This is a genomic window from Nonomuraea sp. NPDC050404, assembly GCF_040655495.1.
Taxonomy (GTDB): Bacteria; Actinomycetota; Actinomycetes; order Streptosporangiales; family Streptosporangiaceae; genus Nonomuraea.
In genome coordinates, this window is record NZ_JBFAKB010000002.1 from 47,452 (window position 1) to 67,495 (window position 20,044).

Genomic DNA, 20,044 nt, shown 5'->3' on the forward strand with positions numbered 1-20,044 from the left:
CTCACTGGTCCTCCCCCACCACCGCGAGGTCGTCACCGAGGGCCGTCGCGATCTCCGCCGCCCGGGAGTGGTCGTCCAGCCGTCGCGTCACGTACGCGGCCCCGTGACCGTGTCTGCGCGACCACCAGGCGGCCGAGCCGCCGATCCCGCCCTTGGCGATCTTGCCCTGGTCGCGGATGAAGCCGAGCGTCCAGGTGAGCCGGGTGCCGAAGACCTCGTCGAAGCCGGTGACCTGCGGGGCGAGCAGGTCACCGTGCAGGTCCGGTCCGAGCAGGTCGCGTACGGGGCCGTCCTCGGCGGTGAGCCCGGAGAAGAAGCGGGCCATGGCGGTCGCGGTGGTGTGCAGGTTGACCGCGGCGAAGACCGACTGCCGCCAGGCCCTGGAGTTGGCCCGCGCGACGTCCAGGACGCCGTCGGGGACACGCAGCCAGGGCGCGGCGTGCAGCAGGCCGGGCCACCGGGGGTCGGCGTACTCCAGGTCGGCCACCCGGTCCAGTTCGCCGTCCGGCACCGCGAACCAGGCGTCCAGGTCCAGGGCGGGCCGCACCACGCCGTCGTAGACCTCGTGCAGCGTGGTGCCGGCGCCGGCGCGCAGGATGCCGTCGATCAGGTGCCCGTAGGTCAGGGCGTGCTCCCCGAGCGCGGTGCCGGGGACGTACTCCGGCGCCGCCTCCACCAGGCTCCGGCACAGCGCGGCGTCGTCCAGCAGGTCCGTCCGCGCCGCCGAATCGGGGAAGCGGGGCTGGCCGGCGCGGTGCGTGAGGACCTGGCGCAGGGTGGTGGCCTCCTTGCCGTTGACCCCGTACGCGGGCCAGTATCGGGCCACCGGCTCGTCCAGGGTCAGCGCGCCGTCGCGCACCGCCACCAGGGCGGCCAGGGTCGCGAACGACTTCGACAACGAGTAGGGCTGGACCAGGGTGCCGGCCTGCCAGGGACGGGTGCGCCCGGTGTCGGCCCAGCCTCCGCTCAGCCGGACGACCTCGTGCCCGTCCTTCCAGACGGACACGCCCGCGCCCGTCTCGCGGCCCTCGTCCACCAGCTTCTGGAAGACCTCGCGTACCGCTTCGTACCCGTCTGAAGTGAATCCCTCGACCTTCATGGCCCTCAACATACCTGTAGGGGGTATGCCGGGCAATGAGGGCGAGATGAAACATCCCTGGGTTTAACTGGCTCCGAGACGTTCACCTCCGACCCCGGGAACCTCATGAGACGACTCGTCCTGGCCCTTCTCCTGGCCCTGGCGGCGCTGCCCGTGCTGCCTGCCGTGGCCCACTCCCGTCCGCCCGCCGTCATCTTCGACACCGACATGGACTTCGACGACGCCGCGACCCTGGCCTACCTCTCGCAGGAGCACAAGGCCGGCCGCATCGACTTACGCGCCATCACGGTGAACAGCAGCGGGGCCGGGCTGCCCGGCAGGGCGATCAGGCACGCGCGCTGCCTGGCCGAGCGCCTGGGGTTGCGCGGCGTATTGATCGCGGACAGTCCCGCCACCGGCGCGAACGCCTTCCCCGCCGAGTTGCGGCAGCTCTTCGACCGGGTGCTCACGGCCGCGACGCCCGGGTGCGCGGGGGACGAGACGCCGTCGCGTACCCGCGCACCCGAGCTGATCAGGCAACTGCTGCGGGCCGACCCCTCGACGCAGATCATCGCCACGGGACCGCTCACCAACCCGGCCGCCGCCCTGCCCGCCGCCGCCTCCCGGCTGACCACGATGGGCGGGGCCGTGAACGTGCCGGGGAACCTGTGCTGCGGGACCCCGCCCGAGTTCGACGGCAGCCAGGAGTTCAACTACTGGCTCGACCCGGCCGCCGCCCGCGCGGTGCTCACCGGCAGCCGCGGCTTCGGGGCGGTGCGCGTGGTGCCGCTGGACGCCGCCAACGAGGTGATCATCACGGACGCGTTCCTGGCCCGGCTCGGCGCCGACCACGGCACGCCGGCCGCCGACACCGTGCTGGAGATCGTCACCCATCCCGAGGTCAGGCCCCTGATCGCGGACGATCTGCTCTACTGGTGGGACCCGCTGGCGGCGATGAGCGCCATCCACCCCGGGCACGTCGAGTTCACCTCCGGACGCCTGGACGTGGTCCTCGGCGGCCCCTCCGCCGGACGTACGTTCCCGTCACCGTCCGGAGGTCCGCTCCGGTACGGCACGGCGGCCGGCACCGCCGCGTTCGAGCAGCGCTTCCTCGACACCCTCAACGGCCGGACCTGACCGGACGCGAGGACACCCACCCAGCGGCCACGCGTGGCCGGAAGGCGAGGACACCCCCAGCGTCCGGACGCGTCCGGACGCGAGGACACCACAGGGACCGGGAGCGAGGGCAGGCGCCCTCAGCGGAACCGGTCGGTCGCCTGGACCAGCAGGCTGCGGGTGCCGGGTTCCGAACCGCCGTGCCCGGCGTCCTCGACGATCCTGAACTCGGCCTCCGGCCAGGCCCGATGCAGATCGTAGGCCTGGCCGGGAGGCGTCTTGACGTCGTAGCGCCCGTTCACGATGACGGCCGGGATGTGGCGGATGCGGTCGATGCCGGCCAGCAGCCCCTCCTCCGGCAGGAAACCCCCGGCCACGATGTAGTGGTGGGTGATGCGGGCGAAGGCCAGCAGCGTGGCGTCGTCCAGATCGGGCGGCGTCACCGGCAGCAGCGTGTTGGCGGCCAGTTCCCAGGCCATCCAAGCGCGCGCGGCGGGAACGTGCACGGCGGGGTCCGGGTCGCCGATGCGCCGGCCGTAGGCGGCGACGAGGTCGTCCCGCTCGGCGGCGGGGATCGCGTCGCGGAAGGCCGCCCACTCGGCGGGGAACAGGTGCGCCGCCCCCGTCGGTGTGAAGGCCCAGTCCTCGTCCGGCGGTCGGATCAGCCACACTCCGCGCAACACGAGCGCGCTGACGCGCCGCGGATGGGCCTGCGCGTAGGCCAGGCCGAGCGTGGTGCCCCAGCTGCCGCCGAAGACGAGCCAGCGGTCGATCCCCAGGTGCTCACGCAGCCGCTCGATGTCGGCGACCAGATGCGGCGTGGTGTTGTGTTCGAGCGACACCGCCGGATCGCCCGCGCCGGGTATGCTGCGCCCGCAGTTGCGCTGGTCGAACAGCACGACGCGGTAGGCGGAGGGGTCGAAGAAGCGCCGGTTGTCGGGCAGCACGCCGCCGCCGGGGCCGCCGTGCAGGAACAGCGCGGGCTTACCCGCCGGGTTGCCGCACGTCTCCCAGTAGATCTCGTTGCCGTCGCCCACGGGGAGCAGCCCCGAGTCGTACGGCTCGGCGGGGGGATACCAATCGATCAGGGTCATGAACGCTCCGGGGCAGGGAAGATCGTTGCCACCCTACCCCTCGCGGGTGCTCACCGGGCTCTGACAGGAAGTGGACTGCCCGCCGGGGCAACTGGTCTCGCCCCTGGTCAGCAGCACGATGCCCATCATGAGCACCGCGCAGGTCAGCATCACCAGCATGAACCACACGTGAAACAACGACCGCGCACCGGCCGGCAGCGGCAGCGGTTCCGTCCCGGAGCCCGGCGATCGAGGAGGGGCCGGCGGCCCGGAGAGCATCGCGTCGAGAGCGGGGTCCTCCTGCGCCAGGCGCCTTTCCAGCTCCTCAAGCGCCAGGCGCTCCTGACGGGAAAGCTCCATGTATCACGCCCTCGCTCGGTCCGAAACGCCAAGCAAATATTGCACAGTGCAACGAACATGTGAAGCGGCCCGCCCCCTGCCTTGCACTATGCAAATTTTGCACACTGCCATGAACGTCCCCCGGCCCCGCGACGTACCTCTTGATGACCCTGCGAGGACCCGGAAGGGATGACGTCGTATGCGACTCCACCGGAACCGCCGCGCTCTCGTCACGTGCGCCATCGCCATGCTCTGCCCGCTCACCGCCTGCGCGGGCTACGCGCCCGCGCCGAGCCCCGCCGCCGCGGGCCCCGTACCGGCCACCTTTGAGACCGAACCGGCCGGCTTCGAGACCGAACCGGCCGGCTCCCCCTCCCCGGACCCGGCGGAGGAATCCGACATCGGCACCCGGCCGACCAAGTGGGGACCGCTGTCCGAGGCCGACCGCGACCTCATCCGCAAGGTGCGGCTGGCCAGCCTGTGGGAGATGCCCATCGCCCAGGACGCGGTGCAACGGGCCGCCACCGCCCGCGTACGGGAGGTCAGCAAGGAGATCTCCGCCCAGCACCACACGCTCGACCGGCAGGTCCGCGACCTGGCCACCAAGCTGGAGGTCAAACTGCCGGTGAAACCGACCGAGCAGCAACAACGCTGGATGACCGACATTTCCGGCAGGTCCGGCAACGCCTACGACACCACGTACGTCAAGTGGCTGCGCCTGGCCCATGGGCAGATCTTCGGCCTGATCGGCGCCGTCCGCGGCAGCACCCAGAACACCCTGGTCCGCCGCTTCTCCGAGCAGGCCAACACCGCGGTGCTCAACCACCAGCGCCTGCTGGAGAGCACCGGGCTGACCACACCCGCGAGCTTCCCCACCCCGCCGGCCTGACGGCAAGGTCGTGACCTTTTCGTTACCAAAAAAGGGTGATGAATGGTCGATCGCGGGCATCACTGATCAAGAAGTCCAGCAGAGGGCTTCACCCCACGCGAAACATCGGCGTGCCTCTGCATGGGCTTTTTCTGTTCCGAGCAGGGCCGCTGGCATATCTTGGAGCAGCGCATGCTTGTCCTGAACAGCGCAATCGAGCAGCTCACCGCCGAGGAACTCCTGGCCGAACTCGCCGACCCGCAGATCTCGGATCTGCATGCCGTGCGCCTTCGCGAGCGCCTGGTGGAGATGCACGAGGGACTGGTGAGCGAGGTCACCCGCCGCTACCGCTACCGCGGCGAGCCCATGGAGGACCTGCGCCAAGCCGCCTACGTGGGCCTGATGAAGGCCGTCAACGGCTTCGACCCCGAGCTCGGGCACGAGTTCAGGGGCTACGCCATGATCACGATGATGGGCGAGGTCAAGCGCCACTTCCGCGACCGCACCTGGGCCATCCGGGTGCCGCGCGTCTACCAGGAACGCCGCATCGAGATCAACAAGGCCACCGCGGAGCTGACCCAGGCCCTCGGCCACTCCCCGACCGTGGCCGAGCTGTCCGCGAAGATGGGCATCTCCGAGGAGGACGTCCTGCTCGCCCTGGAGGCCTCCACCGCCTACAGCACGTTGTCGCTGGACGCGCCGGTCACGGGCGGCGACGACGACGCCGCCGAGCTGTCGGACTTCCTGCCCGCCCAGGACGAGTCGCTCGACACCATGCTCGACAGGTACGCGGTCAAGCCGCTCATCGACGCGCTGCCCGCGCGCGAGAAGAGCATCCTGCTGATGCGCTTCTACGGCAACATGACCCAGTCGGAGATCGCCAAGGAGTTCGGCATCTCGCAGATGCACGTCTCCCGCATCCTGCGGGCCGTCCTCACCCAGCTGCGCACCGCGCTGACGGACTGAATCCGGAACGGTTCCAGCGACGCCCGCCAACGGCCAGCCCGTGGCGGGCGCCGTGCTGGAAGCCGCAGAAAAACCCGTAGAACCCTCGCGCCCGTCGGCCCCGTCAGTCGGGCACGGGCGCCGCCGCCATCCGCCGCAGGGCCGGGAAGCTCAGGATCAGGGCGAGGGTGGCCGTCATCCCCAGCGCGCCGTGGACGAGGTAGAGCCGCTCCGGCGGGACGAGGGCCGAGATCCCGCCGGCCACCGCCGCCCCGAGCGACAGGCCGACGGCCATCTGGGCGGACCACAGTCCCGCCACCCGGCCGCGGAAGTCGTCCGGGGTGTACTCCTGCACAATGGCGTACCGCATCACGTCGCCGGTCACCCGGGCCACGCCGAACAGGACGAGGCCGGCCGCCGCCGTGATCAGGCCGCCGGGCAGGCTCACGGCGGTCAGCCCGGCGGCCGACACCAGCAGGGCCGCCATGGCCGTGGCGCCCTTGCGGCGTACGGTGCCGGTCCAGCCGCTGGTCAGCGTGGCCAGCAGGGCGCCGGCGGCGGGCGCCGCGTACAGCAGGCCGAGTTCGCGCGGCCCGAGGCCGAGAGCCTCGCGCCCGAACTCGGGGAGCAGCACGTTCCAGCCCGTCAGGGCGGAGGCGACGAGCCCGGCGAGCAGGACGGGGCCCACGATGCGATCCCTGGAGACGTAACGGAGCCCGGCGCCCAGGGCCTTGAGCGGCGGCTCGTGCACCGCCTTGGCCGGCGGTGGCAGCTCCGGCAACCTGCCGACGAAGAGCACGGTGACGATTCCGGCGACCGCGCAGACGGCATAGTTCGCCCAGAAGCCCGCCTGCGCGACGAGCAGGCCGCCGAGCGCCGGAGCGGTCACCGAGCCGATGTCGGACATCAGCGCCATGAGGGCTCCTGCCGCGGCGAGCTTGTCCCGGGACACCAGGGCGGGGGTGGCGGCCATGAGCGCGGTGCCCGACACGCCGTTCGCCAGCCCTTCGAGCATCCCGCAGAAGTAGATGACCGGCAGCATGGGCTCGGGCAGCAGCGCGTTGCCGGCCAGCACCACGAACGCCACGGCCGCGGTGGCCCGGGCGATGATGATGACCCTCCTCCTGTCGCGCCGGTCGGCGAGCACGCCGCCGAGCATGGTGCCGGCGAAGGTGGCGACGCCCACGGCGGCGCTCACCGCGGCGACGTCCGCCGTCGAGCCGGTCAGCGAGTAGACCTGCAGCGGCACGGCCACCATGACGAAGCCGATGCCGAACACCGCGACGGTGCGGCCGAAGAAGATGTTGCGGAACCCTTGGCGGCGCAGCGGCGAGAAGTCCAGGAGCAGGCGGCGAGGAGGCATGTGAACATCTTTCTAGCATTTTAGGTTAGGCACACCTTATTTATTGGCGAATCGGGTTCGCAATGTAGGGCCATGGACAGCGCGCCCCGCGTCGTGTTATTTATTTACGGTACCGTTCCGTAAACAAAGTGAGGTGCTGGTCGTGGAAACCGACGTCCTGGTGGCCGGAGCGGGGCCCGTTGGCCTGGCGCTGGCGTGCGCGCTGCTCCAGCACGGCGTATCGGTACGGATCGTGGACAGGGCCCCGGCCCCGGCCACCACATCGAGGGCGAACTTCGTGCACGCCCGCGGCTCGGAGGTGCTGGACCGGCTCGACGCTCTCAGCGGCCTGCCGGAAGAGTCGGTACGGGCGATGACGATCACCACCTACGCCGGCGACCGCCCGATGATGCGCATCCGGTTCGGCGATCCCGGCCTGCACACCGCAGCTCCCCCGATGGTCATCTCCCAGGCCAGCGTCGAGGCGCGGCTGCGTGACCGCCTGGCCGAGCTGGGTGGCGGGCCGGAATGGGGCTCCGCCCTGGTCGCCGCCGACCAGGACACCAACGGGGTCACCGCGGTACTGGGCGACGGCCGTACTGTGCGGGCGCGCTGGCTCGTCGGCTGCGACGGGACCGGCAGCACGGTACGCAAGCTCGCCGGCATCGGCTTTCCCGGCGTCAAGGTCAGCGAGCGGTTCCTGCTCGTCGACGCCCGCCTCGACACCACGCTCGACCGCTCGGGAACCAGCGGCTGGGTGCACCGGGAAGGCATGCTGGGCGCGATGCCCATGCCCGGCGGCCAGTGGCGGCTGCTCGCCTACGACCCAACACTCACCGACGACAAGCCGGGCGAGGAACAGATCGTCGAGCGCATGCGCCGCATCCTGCCCGAACGCACCGGCCACATCGGAGGCCGGCTGCTGGAGGCGTCGTGGGCGTCGTTGTTCAGCGTGCACCGCCGCCTGGCCGACACCTATCGCCGGGGCCGGATCCTGCTGGCCGGGGACTCCGCGCACGCGCACGCCCCGTTCGGCGGGCAGGGCATGCTCACCGGTATCGGCGACGCCGAGAACCTCGCGTGGAAACTGGCCCTCGTGATCGACGGCCGGGCGGGCGAGCGACTGCTGGACACCTACCAGGACGAGCGCCGCCCGCTGGCCACCCAGGTCCTGCGGGGCAGCACCGCCACCACCAAGGTCAACATCGCCTCCGGGCCGGTCGGCCGGTTCCTGCGCGACCGGGTCATGGTGCCGGTGTTCAACCTGCCCGTACTACAGCGCTGGGCCACCTACACCACCTCCCAGCTCTGGGTCAGCTACCGGCGCGGCCCGCTCGGCGCCCCGCTCGGCAGGCGCGGTTCCCGGCCGCGGCCGGGCGACCGGATCCCGGATGTGGCCTGCGAACGTCCCGACGGCACCCGTACCCGACTGCACGCCGAACTGCGCGGGCGCTGGGCCGTCCTCGGCGGCCAGGACCTTTTCGAGATCGCCCACCGGCGGCTCGGCGACCACGTCGTCCACCTCCGCCCGGTGAATCCGCTGCCCGCTATGCTCGTACGCCCGGACGCCCACCTGGCCTGCAAGGGCGATCCCACCGGCTGGCTGGACGGAGCACTTGCTTGACCTCCACCCGAGGACGCGGACGCCCCCGCGACCCCGAAACGGACACCACGATCCTGCGCGCCGCGCTGGAGCTGTTCATCGAACGCGGCGTCGAGGGCACCAGCATGGAGCAGATCGCCAAACGGGCCGGCGTCGGCAAGCTCACCGTCTACCGCCGGTGGAGCACCAAGGAAGACCTGATCGCCCAGGCCGTCGAGCGGACGGTCAGCGCCGATCTCGTCCCCTCCCCCGCCGACGTCCGGGATCTGGCACCCCAGGACATCATCGACGGTGCTCTGAAGGCGGCGGCGGAGATGACCGCGAGCCCGGCCTTCCGCGCGCTGGTCGCCCGGATGATGGGCGCGGCCGTCAGCCATCCGCGCCTGATGGCCGTCTACTGGGAACACCACATACTGCCGCGCCGCGAACTGGCCGTCGCCCTGCTGCGGCGCGCCCAGCAGGACGGCACCGTGGCGGCGGACGCCGACCTCGACGTGCTGATCGACATGATGGCCGGCGCGGTGACCTGGCGCGTGCTCCAGCCGGACCCGCCGGACGTCGCCGGCATGCTCGACTACCTCAAGGCCGTCTACCGCCAGGCGGGGCTGTACCGTCCGCCCGCACCGTGAGCGGACTCCTAGCGGCCGCCACCGCCCGGCCGCCCCTACGTGACGGGAGCGTCCAGGAACGCGGGAATGGTGGCGAGCAGCAGTTCGGGACGGTGCACGATCGAGATGTGCGACGTGCCGGGCAACACGGCGAGCTGGGACTTCGGCAGCCCCGCCATATCCCCGTTCACCCCGCCGCCCAGCAGCCGGAACATGTCCACCGAGTGCTCGGGACGTACGATGTCGGAGTCCCCGATCATGAGCAGGGCCGGCGCTTTGACCGATCGCACCTCCTTGGCGGCCAGGGTGGGCAGGTTCCGCTGCATGTCCTTGTTCTTCTCCACCAGCTGATCGAAGTTCTTCGGCTCGGGTGCGACGGCCTGGTAGTCCTGGTGGAAGGTGGAGCCGTGCAGGGCCTGCGGCTTCAGTGCCCGCAACCCTTGCAGCAGTCCCGGGTGCAGCCCGTCCGGACGGTAGGTGACCGAGGCCAGCACGAGCTTGCGCACCAGGTCCGGTTGCCGCATGCCGAGTTCGAGCGCGATCTGACCCCCGGTGCTGTATCCGAAGAAGTCGGCCTGCTTCACCCCGATCTGCCGCAACAGCCCGGCCGTGTCCCCGGCCATGTGCTCGATCCGCAGCGGACGATCGATGTCGCCGGTGCGGGCGTGGGCCTGCTGCTCGATCGCGATCACCCGCCGGGTCTTCGCCAGCGGCGCCAGCAGGTCGCCGAAGTCGCTCTTGATGCCCGACAACGATCCGTGCAGCAGCACCAGGGGCGTTCCCCGGTCCTGGCCGTGCACCTCGTAGTACATCTTCAGCCCGTCCACCTGCGCGTAGCGGCCGGGACTCGCCGTCACGGCCGGGCTCGCGCCCGCCGGCGGCGTCGCGGCGTCCCGTCCGTCGCCACAGCCGGCCATCAGCATGAACACCGGCCCGGCGCCCAGCACGAGGCGGATCGCCTTCTTCATCGATCGTCCCTTCATCGAAGATCCCGTCTTCCCCGCCTCGTGGAGGCAGGAGCACACGCGGGGAGGTGTGGACGGAAGATCAGATCGTAGCCAGGCCGGCGATACGCCCGGGCTGGTCACGTCCGGCGAACGCTTCCTATTTCGTTGAACTGTGCCCGTGCCGCCTCAGGAGGGCTTGGAGATCTCGCCGTCCTCCGCCCACCCGCGGTAGGAGGTGGTGAACTCGGAGGCGTAGGTGCCTCCGCCGTCCAAGGGAACCTTCCAGGTCAGGCTGAACTTCGTGGGCCGGTTCCGCTCGTCGATCGTGAGCCGGTAGCTGAGATAGGAGGAGCTGGTCGCACCGCTCACGTCCGTGCCCAGCCAGGAGGCGAGCAGGCTCCGCAGCGGGCCGTTCGTCTTGGTCGCGGGCAGGTTGCCGATGTAGGTGCGGCCCGCCTGGTGGAAGTTCTCGGAGTTGTGCACGACCTGCTGGACGGTGTACGGGCCCGCCATGCCGGCGACCATCAGCGCGTACCAGGTCGCGTCCTCCGGCCGCTTGTCCGACATATCCATGGCGGGCGCTCCCGGCCGGTCCAGGTACAGCTCGCCGCCGGTGATGACGTACCGGGCGGGATCCTCTTCCTCGGCGTCTACCGTCATCTCGAAGTCGTCGTAGTCCGGGACGTCGCCGCTCACGAGGCGGCCGCTCGCCTTGGCGCCGGCGGCGCTCTGCGTGAAGCCGCCATCGAAGGAGAACTCGGCGGCGGGCATCACGCTGAGCGCCAGGTCGAGCGCGGCGGCGAGCTCCGCCGCGGTACGCGGCGCGGCAGGGGTGGCGGAGGGGCTCGCCGGCGCGGACACGCCAGGTGCTGTGGGGGTGGCCGAGGGCCGGGCCGGGCCGGCGGTCGCGTCCGACGGGAGGTTGAGCAGGACCCCCGCCGTACAACCGAGGGCCGCCACGGTCGCCACGACGGGCGAGAAGCGCCTGAATTTACTTCGCCGCGGCGGGGCCGGCGGTTGTGACGGCCATTGCGCCATGTCCTGCCCCTGGTAGGACCAGACGCGGTTCAGCCGGGTCGTCACGTCGGCCGCGGGATCCCACGTCACGATCCCGGCCTCGCCGTGCCGTTCCCGCCATGCGCCGGCGACCGCCGCGAGCACCTCGTCCATCGCCGGGCGCGCGCCGGGCGCCTTCGCCAGGGCCGCGTCGATCACCGGCCGCAGCGCCGCCGGCACCATGCTCGTGTCCACGGGCTCGTTCATGACGCGGAGAGCGAGGACCTCGGGCCGGGCCATCCCGTACGGTTGCCGCCCGGTCGCCGCGTAAACGACGACGAGCGCCCAGCCGTACACGTCGGCGGCCGAACCGGTCGGGCCGCCGGCGTACTCCTCCGGGCTCACCCACGCCGGGGAGCCGACCACGAGACCGGTCGCGGTGAGGGAGGTCCCGTCGAGCGAACGGGCGATGCCGAAGTCCACGAGCCGGGGGCCCTGCGGCGACAACATCACGTTGGAGGCTTTGAGATCCCGGTGCACGACCTGCGCGGCGTGCACGGCGACCACGGCCTCCGCGAGCCCGGCGGCCAGCCCGAACAGGTCGTCGCCGGTCAGCGGCCCGTGACGGGCGACATGGTCGTCCAGGGTGCGGCCCGCGATGTACTCCGTCGCCAGCCACGGCTGCTCGGCCTCGGCGTCCGCGTCGAGAATGCGTACGCAACACGTGCCCCGGACCAGGCGCAGCATCGCCACCTCGCGCCGGAACCGGTCCCGGAACTCCCGGTCGGAGGCATGCGTCTGGTGGATCAGCTTGACCGCGGACCGCTGACCGGCGGCGTCCACGCCCGCGTAGACGATCCCCATGCCGCCAGAACCGAGCCGCCCGACGATCCGGTACGGCCCGACCTGCGCCGGATCCTGCGGTCGTGGTGGGAGGACTTCACTGGTGTCCGGACGTGCGGGGAAACTCACGAGGTCCCACTTCGGCTCGTAGCGGTGATCGCGAAGAGATTATGCCAGAGCCGGCGATCATCCCCGGAGCCCGATCCGCGGGCCGGCGGCTTCCGCCTGTAGGCAATCTCCCGGCGCTGGTATAGAGATTGAGGGCCCATCCGTTCCCGGCCCGCGCTTCCCTGCCGGGCCCCCGGCGGCAGGAGAAGGCGTGATGAGGGGTCTCCCGCTCGGCGACATCCGGGTCGTGGAACTGGGGCAACTGCTCGCGGGGCCGTTCTGCGGCCAGTTGCTCGGCGACTTCGGCGCCGAGGTGATCAAGATCGAGGACCCCGGCAGGGGCGACCCGATGCGCCAGTGGGGCAGGGAGAAGCCGCACGGCCGGTCCCTGTGGTGGCCGGTGGTGGCCCGCAACAAGAAGTCGGTGACGTGCGACCTGCGCACCGCCGAGGGCCAGGAGCTGGTCCGCCGCCTGGCCGGGCGCGCCGACGTGCTGCTGGAGAACTTCCGGCCCGGCACCCTGGAGCGCTGGGGCCTGTCGCCGGAGCGCCTGCACGAGCTCAACCCCGGGCTGGTGATCACGCGGGTGACCGGCTACGGCCAGACCGGCCCGTACGCGCCGCGCGCCGGCTACGGCTCGATCGGCGAGGCCATGGGCGGCATCCGCCACGTGACCGGCGACCCCTCGCTGCCCCCGTCGCGGGCCGGCATCTCGCTGGGCGACTCGCTGGCCGCCACCTACGCCTGTGTCGGCACCCTGGTCGCCCTGCACGAACGCGAGAGGAGCGGCCGGGGCCAGGTCGTCGACTCGGCGATCTACGAGTCGGTGCTGGCCATGATGGAGTCGTTGCTGCCGGAGTGGCAGCAGGCCGGTTACCAGCGCGAACGTACCGGCGCCGTGTTGCCGAACGTCGCGCCAAGCAACGTCTACCCCACCGGGGACGGCGACGCGATCCTCATCGCCGCCAACCAGGACAGCGTGTTCGGCCGGCTGGCCGCCGCCATGGGCCGCCCGGAGCTGGCCGCCGACGAGCGTTACGCCACCCACGGCGCGCGCGGCGCGCACATGGGCGAGCTGGACGAGCTGATCGCGGGCTGGTCCGCCGGGCTGCCCGCCCAGGAGCTGCTCGACCTGCTGCACGCGAGCGGGGTGCCGGCCGGGCGGATCTACCGCGCGGCGGACATGTTCGCCGACCCGCACTTCGCCGCCCGCGAGGCCATCGTCCGCGTCGCGCATCCCGAGTTCGGCGAGCTGGCGATGCAGAACGTGACGCCGAAGTTGTCGGCCACGCCCGGCGCGGTCCGTACCGCCGGCCCCGCTCTGGGCGAGCACAACGAGGAGGTCTACCGCGGCCTGCTCGGCCTCACCGCCGAGGAGCTGGACCGGCTGTCGGCCGGTGGGGTCATCTAGCGGCGAAGGCCCCGGCTCCGGCGGCTCTTGCGGATCCGCCGCGCCCGCGTCCATGCTCGAACCGGTGACGCTGCTGCCGGCCGGCGTATGGCCACGGCTGGCCACGGCTGAAGGAGTACCGGTGAGTAAACTGCTGATCGTCGCGGTCCTGCTGCTCACCGCCTGCGGCACCGGGCGGCCGGAGTCCCTCGTGGACAAGGAGGAGCTGACCGTCGCCATCCGCTCCGACGTCCCGCTGATCAGTTTCGAGGACGGGAACGGCAACTACGACGGCTTCAACATCGACGTGGCCGAATATCTCGTCTCCCGGCTGGGCAAGCAGATCAGCTGGCTGGAGATCCCGGCCGGCGAACAGCTCAGCGTGCTCACCGAGGGACGTGCCGACGCGGTCTTCGCCCACATGTCGATCACGCCGGAGCGCAAGAAGTCGATCGACTTCGCCGGGCCGTACCACGTCGACTTCCAGGACATCGCGGTGCGGCCGGCCGACAAGGACGTCATCCGCGACGTCCGCGACCTGAAGGGCCGCAGGATCTGCTGGGTGCGGGGCACGAACATCGCCCAGCGGATCGTGGACGAGCGCCGGGTCCCGGCGATTCCCGTGCAGGCGCGCGACTACAACGCCTGCCTGAAGATGATCGAGGAGGGCGGCATCGACGCCATCTCCACCAACAGCCAGATCCTGGCGGGGCTGCTCACCAAGCCCGGCGTCGACCTGCATCTGGTCGGCGCGACCTTCAACGAGCAGCGCACCTCGATCGGCATCCGGAAGGGCGACGTCGAGGGTTGTGAGGAGCTCAACCGGGCGATCACCGCGATGTACCAGGACGGCACGGCGCGCACGTTGCTGCACAAGTGGTTCGGCAACGCGGGCATCGACCTGTCGGCGGTCTCGGTCCCGCAGTTCGAGGGCTGCTCCTGAACGGGCACGAAGGGCCGCACCCATGCGGGCACGGCCCGATCATCCCCGGGTCAGGAGTCCTTGGCCCGTACCGCCAGCGCGTGGCGGAAGATGTCGCGCGGGTCCCAGCGCGCCTTCACCCGCTGCAGGCGCGCGTAGTTCGTCCCGTAGTAGATCGTCGACCAGGGCACGCCGGAGGTGTTCCACTCCGGGTCGGCGTGGTCGGAGTCCGGATAGTTGATGTACGCGCCACCGCAGTTGCCGCCCGGTACCGGCACGCCGCCCGTCGCCCGGAAGGTGCGCCGGTGCAGTTGCCGCACCCACTCCAGGTGGGCCACGCCGTCCTGGTCCGGTCCCCAGGACACCAGGTGGATCATCTTGAGCACGGACTGCCGCTCGGCGGTCGCGGTCTCCTCCGGGCGCCTGCGGTTCACCTGCCCGCCGTACGACAGGAGCCAGAGCAGCCCCGACGAGGAGATCTCCCCCGCGACGCTCAGCGCGTCATAGGCCACGTCCGCCTGTTCGTCGGTGAGCGCCTTGCGCAGGTAGGCCGACTTGCCCTTGTAGCGGCCGGACTCCGACTCCGCGCCCAGCGACAGCGTACGGACCGCCTGATACCACGGGACGCGCTCGAACGCGGGCACGTACGCCTCGGGAGTGACCCCTTCGCCCACGGCGGAGAAGTGCTCGCGCAGGACACGTTCCGCGTCGGGCACGTCGGCGTCGATCTGCGCGGGCAGGACGATCCCGCCAGGGTCGTCCTCAGGCTTGGCCGTGGGCCGGCGGCCGGGCACGAGCAGGGAGCCGAACAGGGAGGCCTGCGGGCTGCCCGGCACGCCGTTGCGCTCGTGCCAGCCGGCGTAGTTGCCCAGCAGCCTGCGGAACGACTCCTTCGTCATGCCGTTCCACGACCAGATCGCCACGCCGGACAGGACGGTGGCGGGCGGTTTGGGCAGCAGCGTGCCGGGGTCGTCGCCGCGGGCGGCGGGATCGCGCATCCAGTAGCGGGTGACGATGCCGAAGTTCCCGCCGCCGCCACCGGTGTGCGCCCACCACAGGTCGTGGTTCGGGTCGGCCGGGTTCCTGCTCGCCACCACCGCCCTGGCCCGCCCGGAGCGATCGACCACGACGACCTCCACCGCCTCCAGGTAGTCGATGGTGAGGCCGTCGCGGCGGGACAGCGGGCCGTACCCGCCGCCGGCGATGTGGCCCCCGGCGGCCACGCCCCCGCATTGGCCGCCGGGAATGGTGACGCCCCACCCGAAGTAGAGCGTGCGGTAGGCCTGCATGAGCGTGGTCCCGGCCTCGATGGCGAACGCGCGGCGCCGCTCGTCGTAGTAGACCTCCGTCATCTCGCACAGGTCGATGACCACCTGCGCGCCGTCGCCGACGAAGTTCTCGTAGCAGTGGCCGCCGCTGCGGACGGTGACGCGCCTGCCCGCCCGCACCGCCTCGTTGACGGCCGCCACGACCTGCTCGGTGGAGCCGGGCACGTGGAAGTACTCGGGTTCGGCGCGGAAGCGCTGGTTCGTCCGGCGTACCGCCAGGTCCTCGTAGCGGGGGTCGCCCCGCCGGACGACCACGGGGCCGAACTCTCCTAACTTCGCCCGCGCCGCCGCCGCGACCGGCGTCAGCCCCGCCGCCACGACCGCCCCGCCGGCCGCCGCCGCGCCGCCGATGAGCCGGCGGCGTGTCACCTCGCTCATTTCAGGTCCCCCAAGTCTCGGACGTCCAGCACCTGCACTCACGAAGCTAGAGAGGGGGATTTGGCGGGACAATACATCGAGTTGCACAGCTGGGGTGGACCTACCTACACCGGACCGGAGCGTACGCATGCCCGAAGCCTTCTCCGCCGCACTGATGAGCACGTTCGGGGTGGTCCCGGAGAAATCCCGCCAGCAGCTCGAATCACGCTCGGGCGCCGACCTCATCCCCGTGCGCACGGCCGGCGGAACGGCGGCCTACCTCAAGGTGACGCCCGCCGGGGCGCGCCGGGAGCTGCGCTTCTACCGGCAGATCGCCCGGCATGCCCCGGTACGCACGCCGAGGCTCCTCGATCACGCGGACACCGCCGACGGCGTGGCCCTGCTGCTTGAGGCGACGGGCGAGTCCCGCGACGTCCGGTCCTGGACGCAGGAGACGTGGCGGGCCCTCGGCCGCGACCTGGCCGCACTGCACGGCATGCCCTTGCCGGCGGGCACGGATTGGCAGGTCAGCGACGCCGACCCGGACTGGGCGACGATCGAGGCATTCTGGGGGCCCGAACTTCTCGCCCGGCGTGCCGAGTTCTGCGCTGCCAGGTCGGCGCTGCCTCAGGTTTTCATGCACGGTGACTGCCACACCGAGAACATCGCGCACGCCGGAAACGCCCTGGTCTTCTGTGACTGGCAGGCCGCAGGCATCGGCCGCCCGGTCTCCGACCTGGCCTTTGTCAGCGTGCGGGCCACCCCGGCCGGAGTGACCGTGCCGCCGGTGTTCCTCGACGCGTACTGCGAGCACAGCCCGCTCGACCGTGGGGCGCTGGAGCGAGGGGTTATGGCCGAAGAGCTGACCATATTCCTCTTCCAGTGGCCGCACTACGCCGCCTACAACACGCCGGCGGGAATCGATCGCGTCAGGAGACGGGTGCGTGACCTCGGCGAGCGGTGGTCATAGCGGGACGCCGGGCGTCACGGCCCGGCGTCCCGTCCCCGTCAAGGGGTCGCGGCGAGGCGGCGCAGGCTGCGCTCGGTGGCGCGGGTCATCTCGGCGGGCACGTCGAGGTCGTCGAGGTAGGCGCCGGTGTCGTGCATCTCCTGGGCCCGCCGCACGGCGTGCTTGCGGCTGCCGGTCAGGAACCTGTCGATGATCTGCTGCCCGTCGCCGGAGAGCTGCCCCGCGATCTGCGTACGGATCCAGTCCTCCTCACCGGCGGCCTGCCCCGCCTCGACCGCTTCGCAGATCACCAGGGCCAGCCCCTTCATGAACACGCTGCGCAGCAGTTTGCGGGACATGGCCGCGCCGGCGGGGGCGTCGAGCACCTCGACCGGCGCGCCGAGCGGGCTCATGAGCCGGGCGAGCCGCCCGGCGCCCGGCCCGCTGGCCAGCAGCGGCGCGCGGTGGCCGTGCAGCGGCACCGGACCGAGGATGGCCACGTCGGAGAAGTGCGGAATGCTCGCGCCGAGCCGTTCCATGACCGCGGGGGCGGCGCTGGTGAAGTCGGCGTAGCAGGCGTCTTCCGCCAGGTGGGGCCCGCACTGCTCGGCGACCGCCGGGGCGGCGGCGGCACCGGTCAGCACGAGCACGTGCGAGGCTCCCGCGACGGCCTGCGCCGGTGTCGCGGCCCTGGTGACTCCTTCGGGGGTGGGCACTTGGGCGGGGTCGTATCCGGCGACCTCGTGTCCTGACGCGGCAAGCGTGGCGGCATAGACGCCGCCCGCCTCCCCCAGGCCGATGACGGCACAACGCATGTTCATCCATCCTTGCTGGTAGAGAAAGTCGTCAAAGGTCGCCGGCGCGGCTGAGCGCGTCGGCGGCGCGGCGCAGTTCCGGCACCCAGCCGAGCATCTCGCTCTCCGGGTGACGTTCGGCGGGCGCGATGACGCCGACCCCGGCCATGGCCGGGCCGTCCGCGCGCGGCACGAGGGTGCTGACGCTCGATGAGCCGAGCACCCGCTCGTTGATGGAGTAGTGGAAACCGCGTTCCCTGATGAGTACGAGCTCGGCGCGCAGCTCCGCCTCGCTCGTGGGCCCGCCGCCCGCGGTGCCCAGGTCGGGAATCCCGGCGAGCAGGGCGTCGAGCTCGTCGGGCGGCATGGCGGCGGCCAGCACCTTGCCCATGCCGAGGTGCAGCGGCAGCCGGTGGCCGATGGGCAGCTGGTAGCGCAGCGGGTCCGCGCCGTCGACGCGGACGATGACGATGCGCTCCAGGCCCGACCTGATGTGCAGGGTCGTGGTCAGGCCGGTGGTGGCGGCCAGTTCCTGCAGCACGGGGGTGGCGGCGCGGCTCAGGCGGTCGGTGACGAGGAAGCCGTGCGCGGCCACGAGCGTGGCCGGGCCCAGGTGGTAGGCCTGGTGCTCGGCGATCACGTACCCGCGTCGTTGCAACACGCCGAGCAGGCGCAGGGTGGTCGCCGGTGACAGCCCGGCCCGGCGCGCGATGTCGGACAACCGCAGCGGCTTGTTGCTGCGCTCAAGCACCTCGATGACGTCGAACGCGCGCTCGACCGAGCGCATGGACGACTGCGGCTGCCCTTCGGGCATCGGCGTACCCCTTCTTGGCCAACAGATTGTCAGGCGGATTCCAGGATGGCAGCGCGCTTGCCCTCCTCAAGCGCGAAAACGGCCTCCGCCGCCCCCGCCACCCGCTCGGCCTCGCCGAGCGGGACGACGACCACACCGTCGGCGTCGCCGAGGATCAGGTCGCCCGGCGCGACGGCGACGCCGCCGACCGCGATGGTGCGGCCGAGGTGACCGGGCCCGTTCTTGTACGGCCCGGCCGGCGTCACGGCGCGCGCGAAGACGGGCAGGCCCATCTCGCCGAGCCCTTCGGCGTCCCGGACGGCCCCGTCGATGACGAACCCGGCCACGCCCTTGTTCTTGGCCCGCTGCCCGATCAGCTCGCCGATCAGCGCCCTGGACTCGTCGCCGCCGCCGTTGACCACGATCACGTCACCGGGCCCCACGGTGTCGAGCGCCTGGTGGATGAGCGCGTTGTCGCCGGAGCGGGTCCAGACGGTGAACGCGCGCCCGGCCACGCGGGCGCCCGGCCAGACCGCCCGGATCCGGGAGTCGAGCACGCCGAGCCGCTCCATCGCGTCGCCGATGTTGGCGGTGGGCAGTGCCGCGAGCCGGGAAAGTGGATCACTCATTGCTGGTTCAGCCTTTCTCATTACGGACGAGCGGAAGCGCCTGCTTGTAGTTGCTCTCCTGGCCGGCCCAGTACGTGGTGTAGTCCTGACCGGACTTGTAGACGGTGGGCAGGCCGAGGTCCTTCATCTTGGCGACGACCGCGGGATCTTCGATGGCCTTCTTCAACGCGGCCTCGATCTTGGTGCGCACCTCGGCGGGCACCCCGGCAGGGGCGACGTAGCCGCGGGCGGTGGCCGCGTCGATCTGGTAGCCCTGTTCGGCGAAGGTGGGCACGTCGGGCAGGAACGGGCTGCGCTCGGCCCCCATGACGCCGAGCACCTTGATCTTGCCCTGGGCGACGTGCGGCTTGACGTCGCTGACGTTGCCGACGTACGCGTCCACGTGCTTGCCGAGGAAGGCGGCGATGGCCGAGGCGGCGCCCTCGGAGAAGTGCACGGGAGCGAACTGCGCCTGCGTCTTCTGCTGGATGTCGGCCAGCGCGAAGTGCTCACCGGTCTGCACGCCCGTCGTGGTGACGGTGACGCTCTTCGGCTTGGCCTTGACCGCCTCGATCAGGTCCTTGAGGTTCTGGTACGGGCTGTCGGGCGCGACCCCGACCAGCATCGGGTCGAGCACCTGCATGCCGAGCGGCTGGAAGCTGGCCCGGGTGTAGGTGGCGCCCCTGCTCGGGTCGAGCGGCGAGATGACGATGGACGGGGAACTGGTCGCGCCGATGGTGTAGCCGTCCGGCCTGGACTTGGACAGGGCGGTGTAGCCGATCAGGCCACCGGCGCCGGGCCGGTTCTCCACCTCGACGTTGGTGCCGAGCTCCTTCTCCAGCACGGGGGCGACGACGCGGGCGGCCGCGTCCACGGCGGCGCCGGGCGCGAAGGCGACGATCAGGGTGATCGGCTTGCCCTTGCGCGGCCAGGCGCCCGCCGCACCGCCTCCGGCCTGCTGCGCGCCGCACGCGGCGATCACCGTGGTCAGCGCCACGGCCGTGGCGGCGATCCTGAGTTTCATGCTGACTCCTTCT

Annotated in this window: 19 protein-coding genes; 8 read left to right on the forward strand and 11 right to left on the reverse strand. The window is 71.5% G+C overall.

The window, feature by feature from the left end; translation table 11 throughout:
• Position 1: 1 nt before the first annotated feature.
• Positions 2 to 1,099, reverse strand: a complete 1,098-nt coding sequence (locus AB0I81_RS05425) for a serine hydrolase domain-containing protein (protein ID WP_360650378.1) — start codon at positions 1,097 to 1,099, stop codon at positions 2 to 4.
• Positions 1,100 to 1,204: 105 nt separating this feature from the next.
• Here AB0I81_RS05425 and AB0I81_RS05430 point away from each other — a divergent pair, with 105 nt between their 5' ends.
• Positions 1,205 to 2,215, forward strand: coding sequence for a nucleoside hydrolase (locus tag AB0I81_RS05430; RefSeq protein WP_360650381.1), 1,011 nt, complete (start codon positions 1,205 to 1,207; stop codon positions 2,213 to 2,215).
• 119 nt (positions 2,216 to 2,334) lie between these two features.
• On the opposite strand, the gene pip is transcribed toward AB0I81_RS05430, so the two are convergent.
• Both pip and AB0I81_RS05440 read right to left on the reverse strand, forming a co-directional pair.
• Positions 2,335 to 3,282: a prolyl aminopeptidase gene (gene pip / locus AB0I81_RS05435; RefSeq protein WP_360652007.1), complete on the reverse strand. Its 948-nt coding sequence runs from the start codon at positions 3,280 to 3,282 to the stop codon at positions 2,335 to 2,337.
• Positions 3,283 to 3,321: 39 nt separating this feature from the next.
• Positions 3,322 to 3,627: a DUF3040 domain-containing protein gene (locus tag AB0I81_RS05440; RefSeq protein ID WP_360650384.1), complete on the reverse strand. Its 306-nt coding sequence runs from the start codon at positions 3,625 to 3,627 to the stop codon at positions 3,322 to 3,324.
• A gap of 178 nt (positions 3,628 to 3,805) precedes the next feature.
• Here AB0I81_RS05440 and AB0I81_RS05445 point away from each other — a divergent pair, with 178 nt between their 5' ends.
• A complete protein-coding gene (locus AB0I81_RS05445; protein WP_360650387.1) occupies positions 3,806 to 4,495 on the forward strand; it encodes a DUF4142 domain-containing protein in 690 nt (229 codons plus the stop codon).
• A 171-nt stretch (positions 4,496 to 4,666) separates the two neighbouring features.
• Positions 4,667 to 5,440: a SigB/SigF/SigG family RNA polymerase sigma factor gene (locus AB0I81_RS05450; protein WP_360650390.1), complete on the forward strand. Its 774-nt coding sequence runs from the start codon at positions 4,667 to 4,669 to the stop codon at positions 5,438 to 5,440.
• A 103-nt stretch (positions 5,441 to 5,543) separates the two neighbouring features.
• Here AB0I81_RS05450 and entS read toward each other — a convergent pair whose 3' ends face one another.
• Entirely contained in the window at positions 5,544 to 6,782 is a 1,239-nt protein-coding gene (gene entS, locus AB0I81_RS05455) for an enterobactin transporter EntS (protein WP_360650393.1), read from the reverse strand.
• Between the two features lie 142 nt (positions 6,783 to 6,924).
• Between entS and AB0I81_RS05460 the strand changes: the two genes are divergently transcribed.
• On the forward strand, positions 6,925 to 8,385 hold the full coding sequence (locus tag AB0I81_RS05460) for an FAD-dependent monooxygenase (RefSeq protein WP_360650396.1): 1,461 nt from the start codon (positions 6,925 to 6,927) through the stop codon (positions 8,383 to 8,385).
• The gene (locus AB0I81_RS05465; protein WP_360650399.1) at positions 8,382 to 8,993 is read left to right on the forward strand and encodes a TetR/AcrR family transcriptional regulator; all 612 of its coding nucleotides are present in this window, start codon (positions 8,382 to 8,384) and stop codon (positions 8,991 to 8,993) included. The genes AB0I81_RS05460 and AB0I81_RS05465 overlap by 4 nt, the downstream gene beginning before the upstream one ends.
• A 35-nt stretch (positions 8,994 to 9,028) precedes the next feature.
• On the opposite strand, the gene AB0I81_RS05470 is transcribed toward AB0I81_RS05465, so the two are convergent.
• On the reverse strand, positions 9,029 to 9,940 hold the full coding sequence (locus tag AB0I81_RS05470; protein WP_360650402.1) for an alpha/beta hydrolase: 912 nt from the start codon (positions 9,938 to 9,940) through the stop codon (positions 9,029 to 9,031).
• Positions 9,941 to 10,105: 165 nt separating this feature from the next.
• Positions 10,106 to 11,887, reverse strand: coding sequence for a serine/threonine-protein kinase (locus AB0I81_RS05475; RefSeq protein WP_360650405.1), 1,782 nt, complete (start codon positions 11,885 to 11,887; stop codon positions 10,106 to 10,108).
• A 193-nt stretch (positions 11,888 to 12,080) separates the two neighbouring features.
• On the opposite strand from AB0I81_RS05475, the gene AB0I81_RS05480 reads away from it, so the two are divergent.
• Positions 12,081 to 13,277, forward strand: a complete 1,197-nt coding sequence (locus tag AB0I81_RS05480; RefSeq protein WP_360650408.1) for a CoA transferase — start codon at positions 12,081 to 12,083, stop codon at positions 13,275 to 13,277.
• Positions 13,278 to 13,398: 121 nt separating this feature from the next.
• Positions 13,399 to 14,199, forward strand: a complete 801-nt coding sequence (locus AB0I81_RS05485; RefSeq protein ID WP_360650411.1) for a transporter substrate-binding domain-containing protein — start codon at positions 13,399 to 13,401, stop codon at positions 14,197 to 14,199.
• Between the two features lie 50 nt (positions 14,200 to 14,249).
• Here AB0I81_RS05485 and AB0I81_RS05490 read toward each other — a convergent pair whose 3' ends face one another.
• On the reverse strand, positions 14,250 to 15,884 hold the full coding sequence (locus AB0I81_RS05490; protein ID WP_360650414.1) for an FAD-binding protein: 1,635 nt from the start codon (positions 15,882 to 15,884) through the stop codon (positions 14,250 to 14,252).
• A gap of 127 nt (positions 15,885 to 16,011) precedes the next feature.
• Between AB0I81_RS05490 and AB0I81_RS05495 the strand changes: the two genes are divergently transcribed.
• On the forward strand, positions 16,012 to 16,833 hold the full coding sequence (locus AB0I81_RS05495) for an aminoglycoside phosphotransferase family protein (RefSeq protein ID WP_360650417.1): 822 nt from the start codon (positions 16,012 to 16,014) through the stop codon (positions 16,831 to 16,833).
• 38 nt (positions 16,834 to 16,871) lie between these two features.
• Here the strand turns inward: AB0I81_RS05495 and AB0I81_RS05500 are convergent, their stop codons facing one another.
• From AB0I81_RS05500 to AB0I81_RS05515, 4 genes are read right to left on the reverse strand one after another with little or no spacing between them, the layout of a single operon-like run.
• A complete protein-coding gene (locus AB0I81_RS05500) occupies positions 16,872 to 17,633 on the reverse strand; it encodes a DUF1932 domain-containing protein (RefSeq protein ID WP_360650420.1) in 762 nt (253 codons plus the stop codon).
• Positions 17,634 to 17,658: 25 nt separating this feature from the next.
• On the reverse strand, positions 17,659 to 18,420 hold the full coding sequence (locus AB0I81_RS05505) for an IclR family transcriptional regulator (protein WP_360650423.1): 762 nt from the start codon (positions 18,418 to 18,420) through the stop codon (positions 17,659 to 17,661).
• 29 nt (positions 18,421 to 18,449) lie between these two features.
• The gene (locus tag AB0I81_RS05510; RefSeq protein WP_360650425.1) at positions 18,450 to 19,028 is read right to left on the reverse strand and encodes a methyltransferase; all 579 of its coding nucleotides are present in this window, start codon (positions 19,026 to 19,028) and stop codon (positions 18,450 to 18,452) included.
• Between the two features lie 7 nt (positions 19,029 to 19,035).
• Positions 19,036 to 20,031, reverse strand: coding sequence for a tripartite tricarboxylate transporter substrate binding protein (locus AB0I81_RS05515; RefSeq protein ID WP_360650428.1), 996 nt, complete (start codon positions 20,029 to 20,031; stop codon positions 19,036 to 19,038).
• Positions 20,032 to 20,044 lie beyond the last annotated feature (13 nt).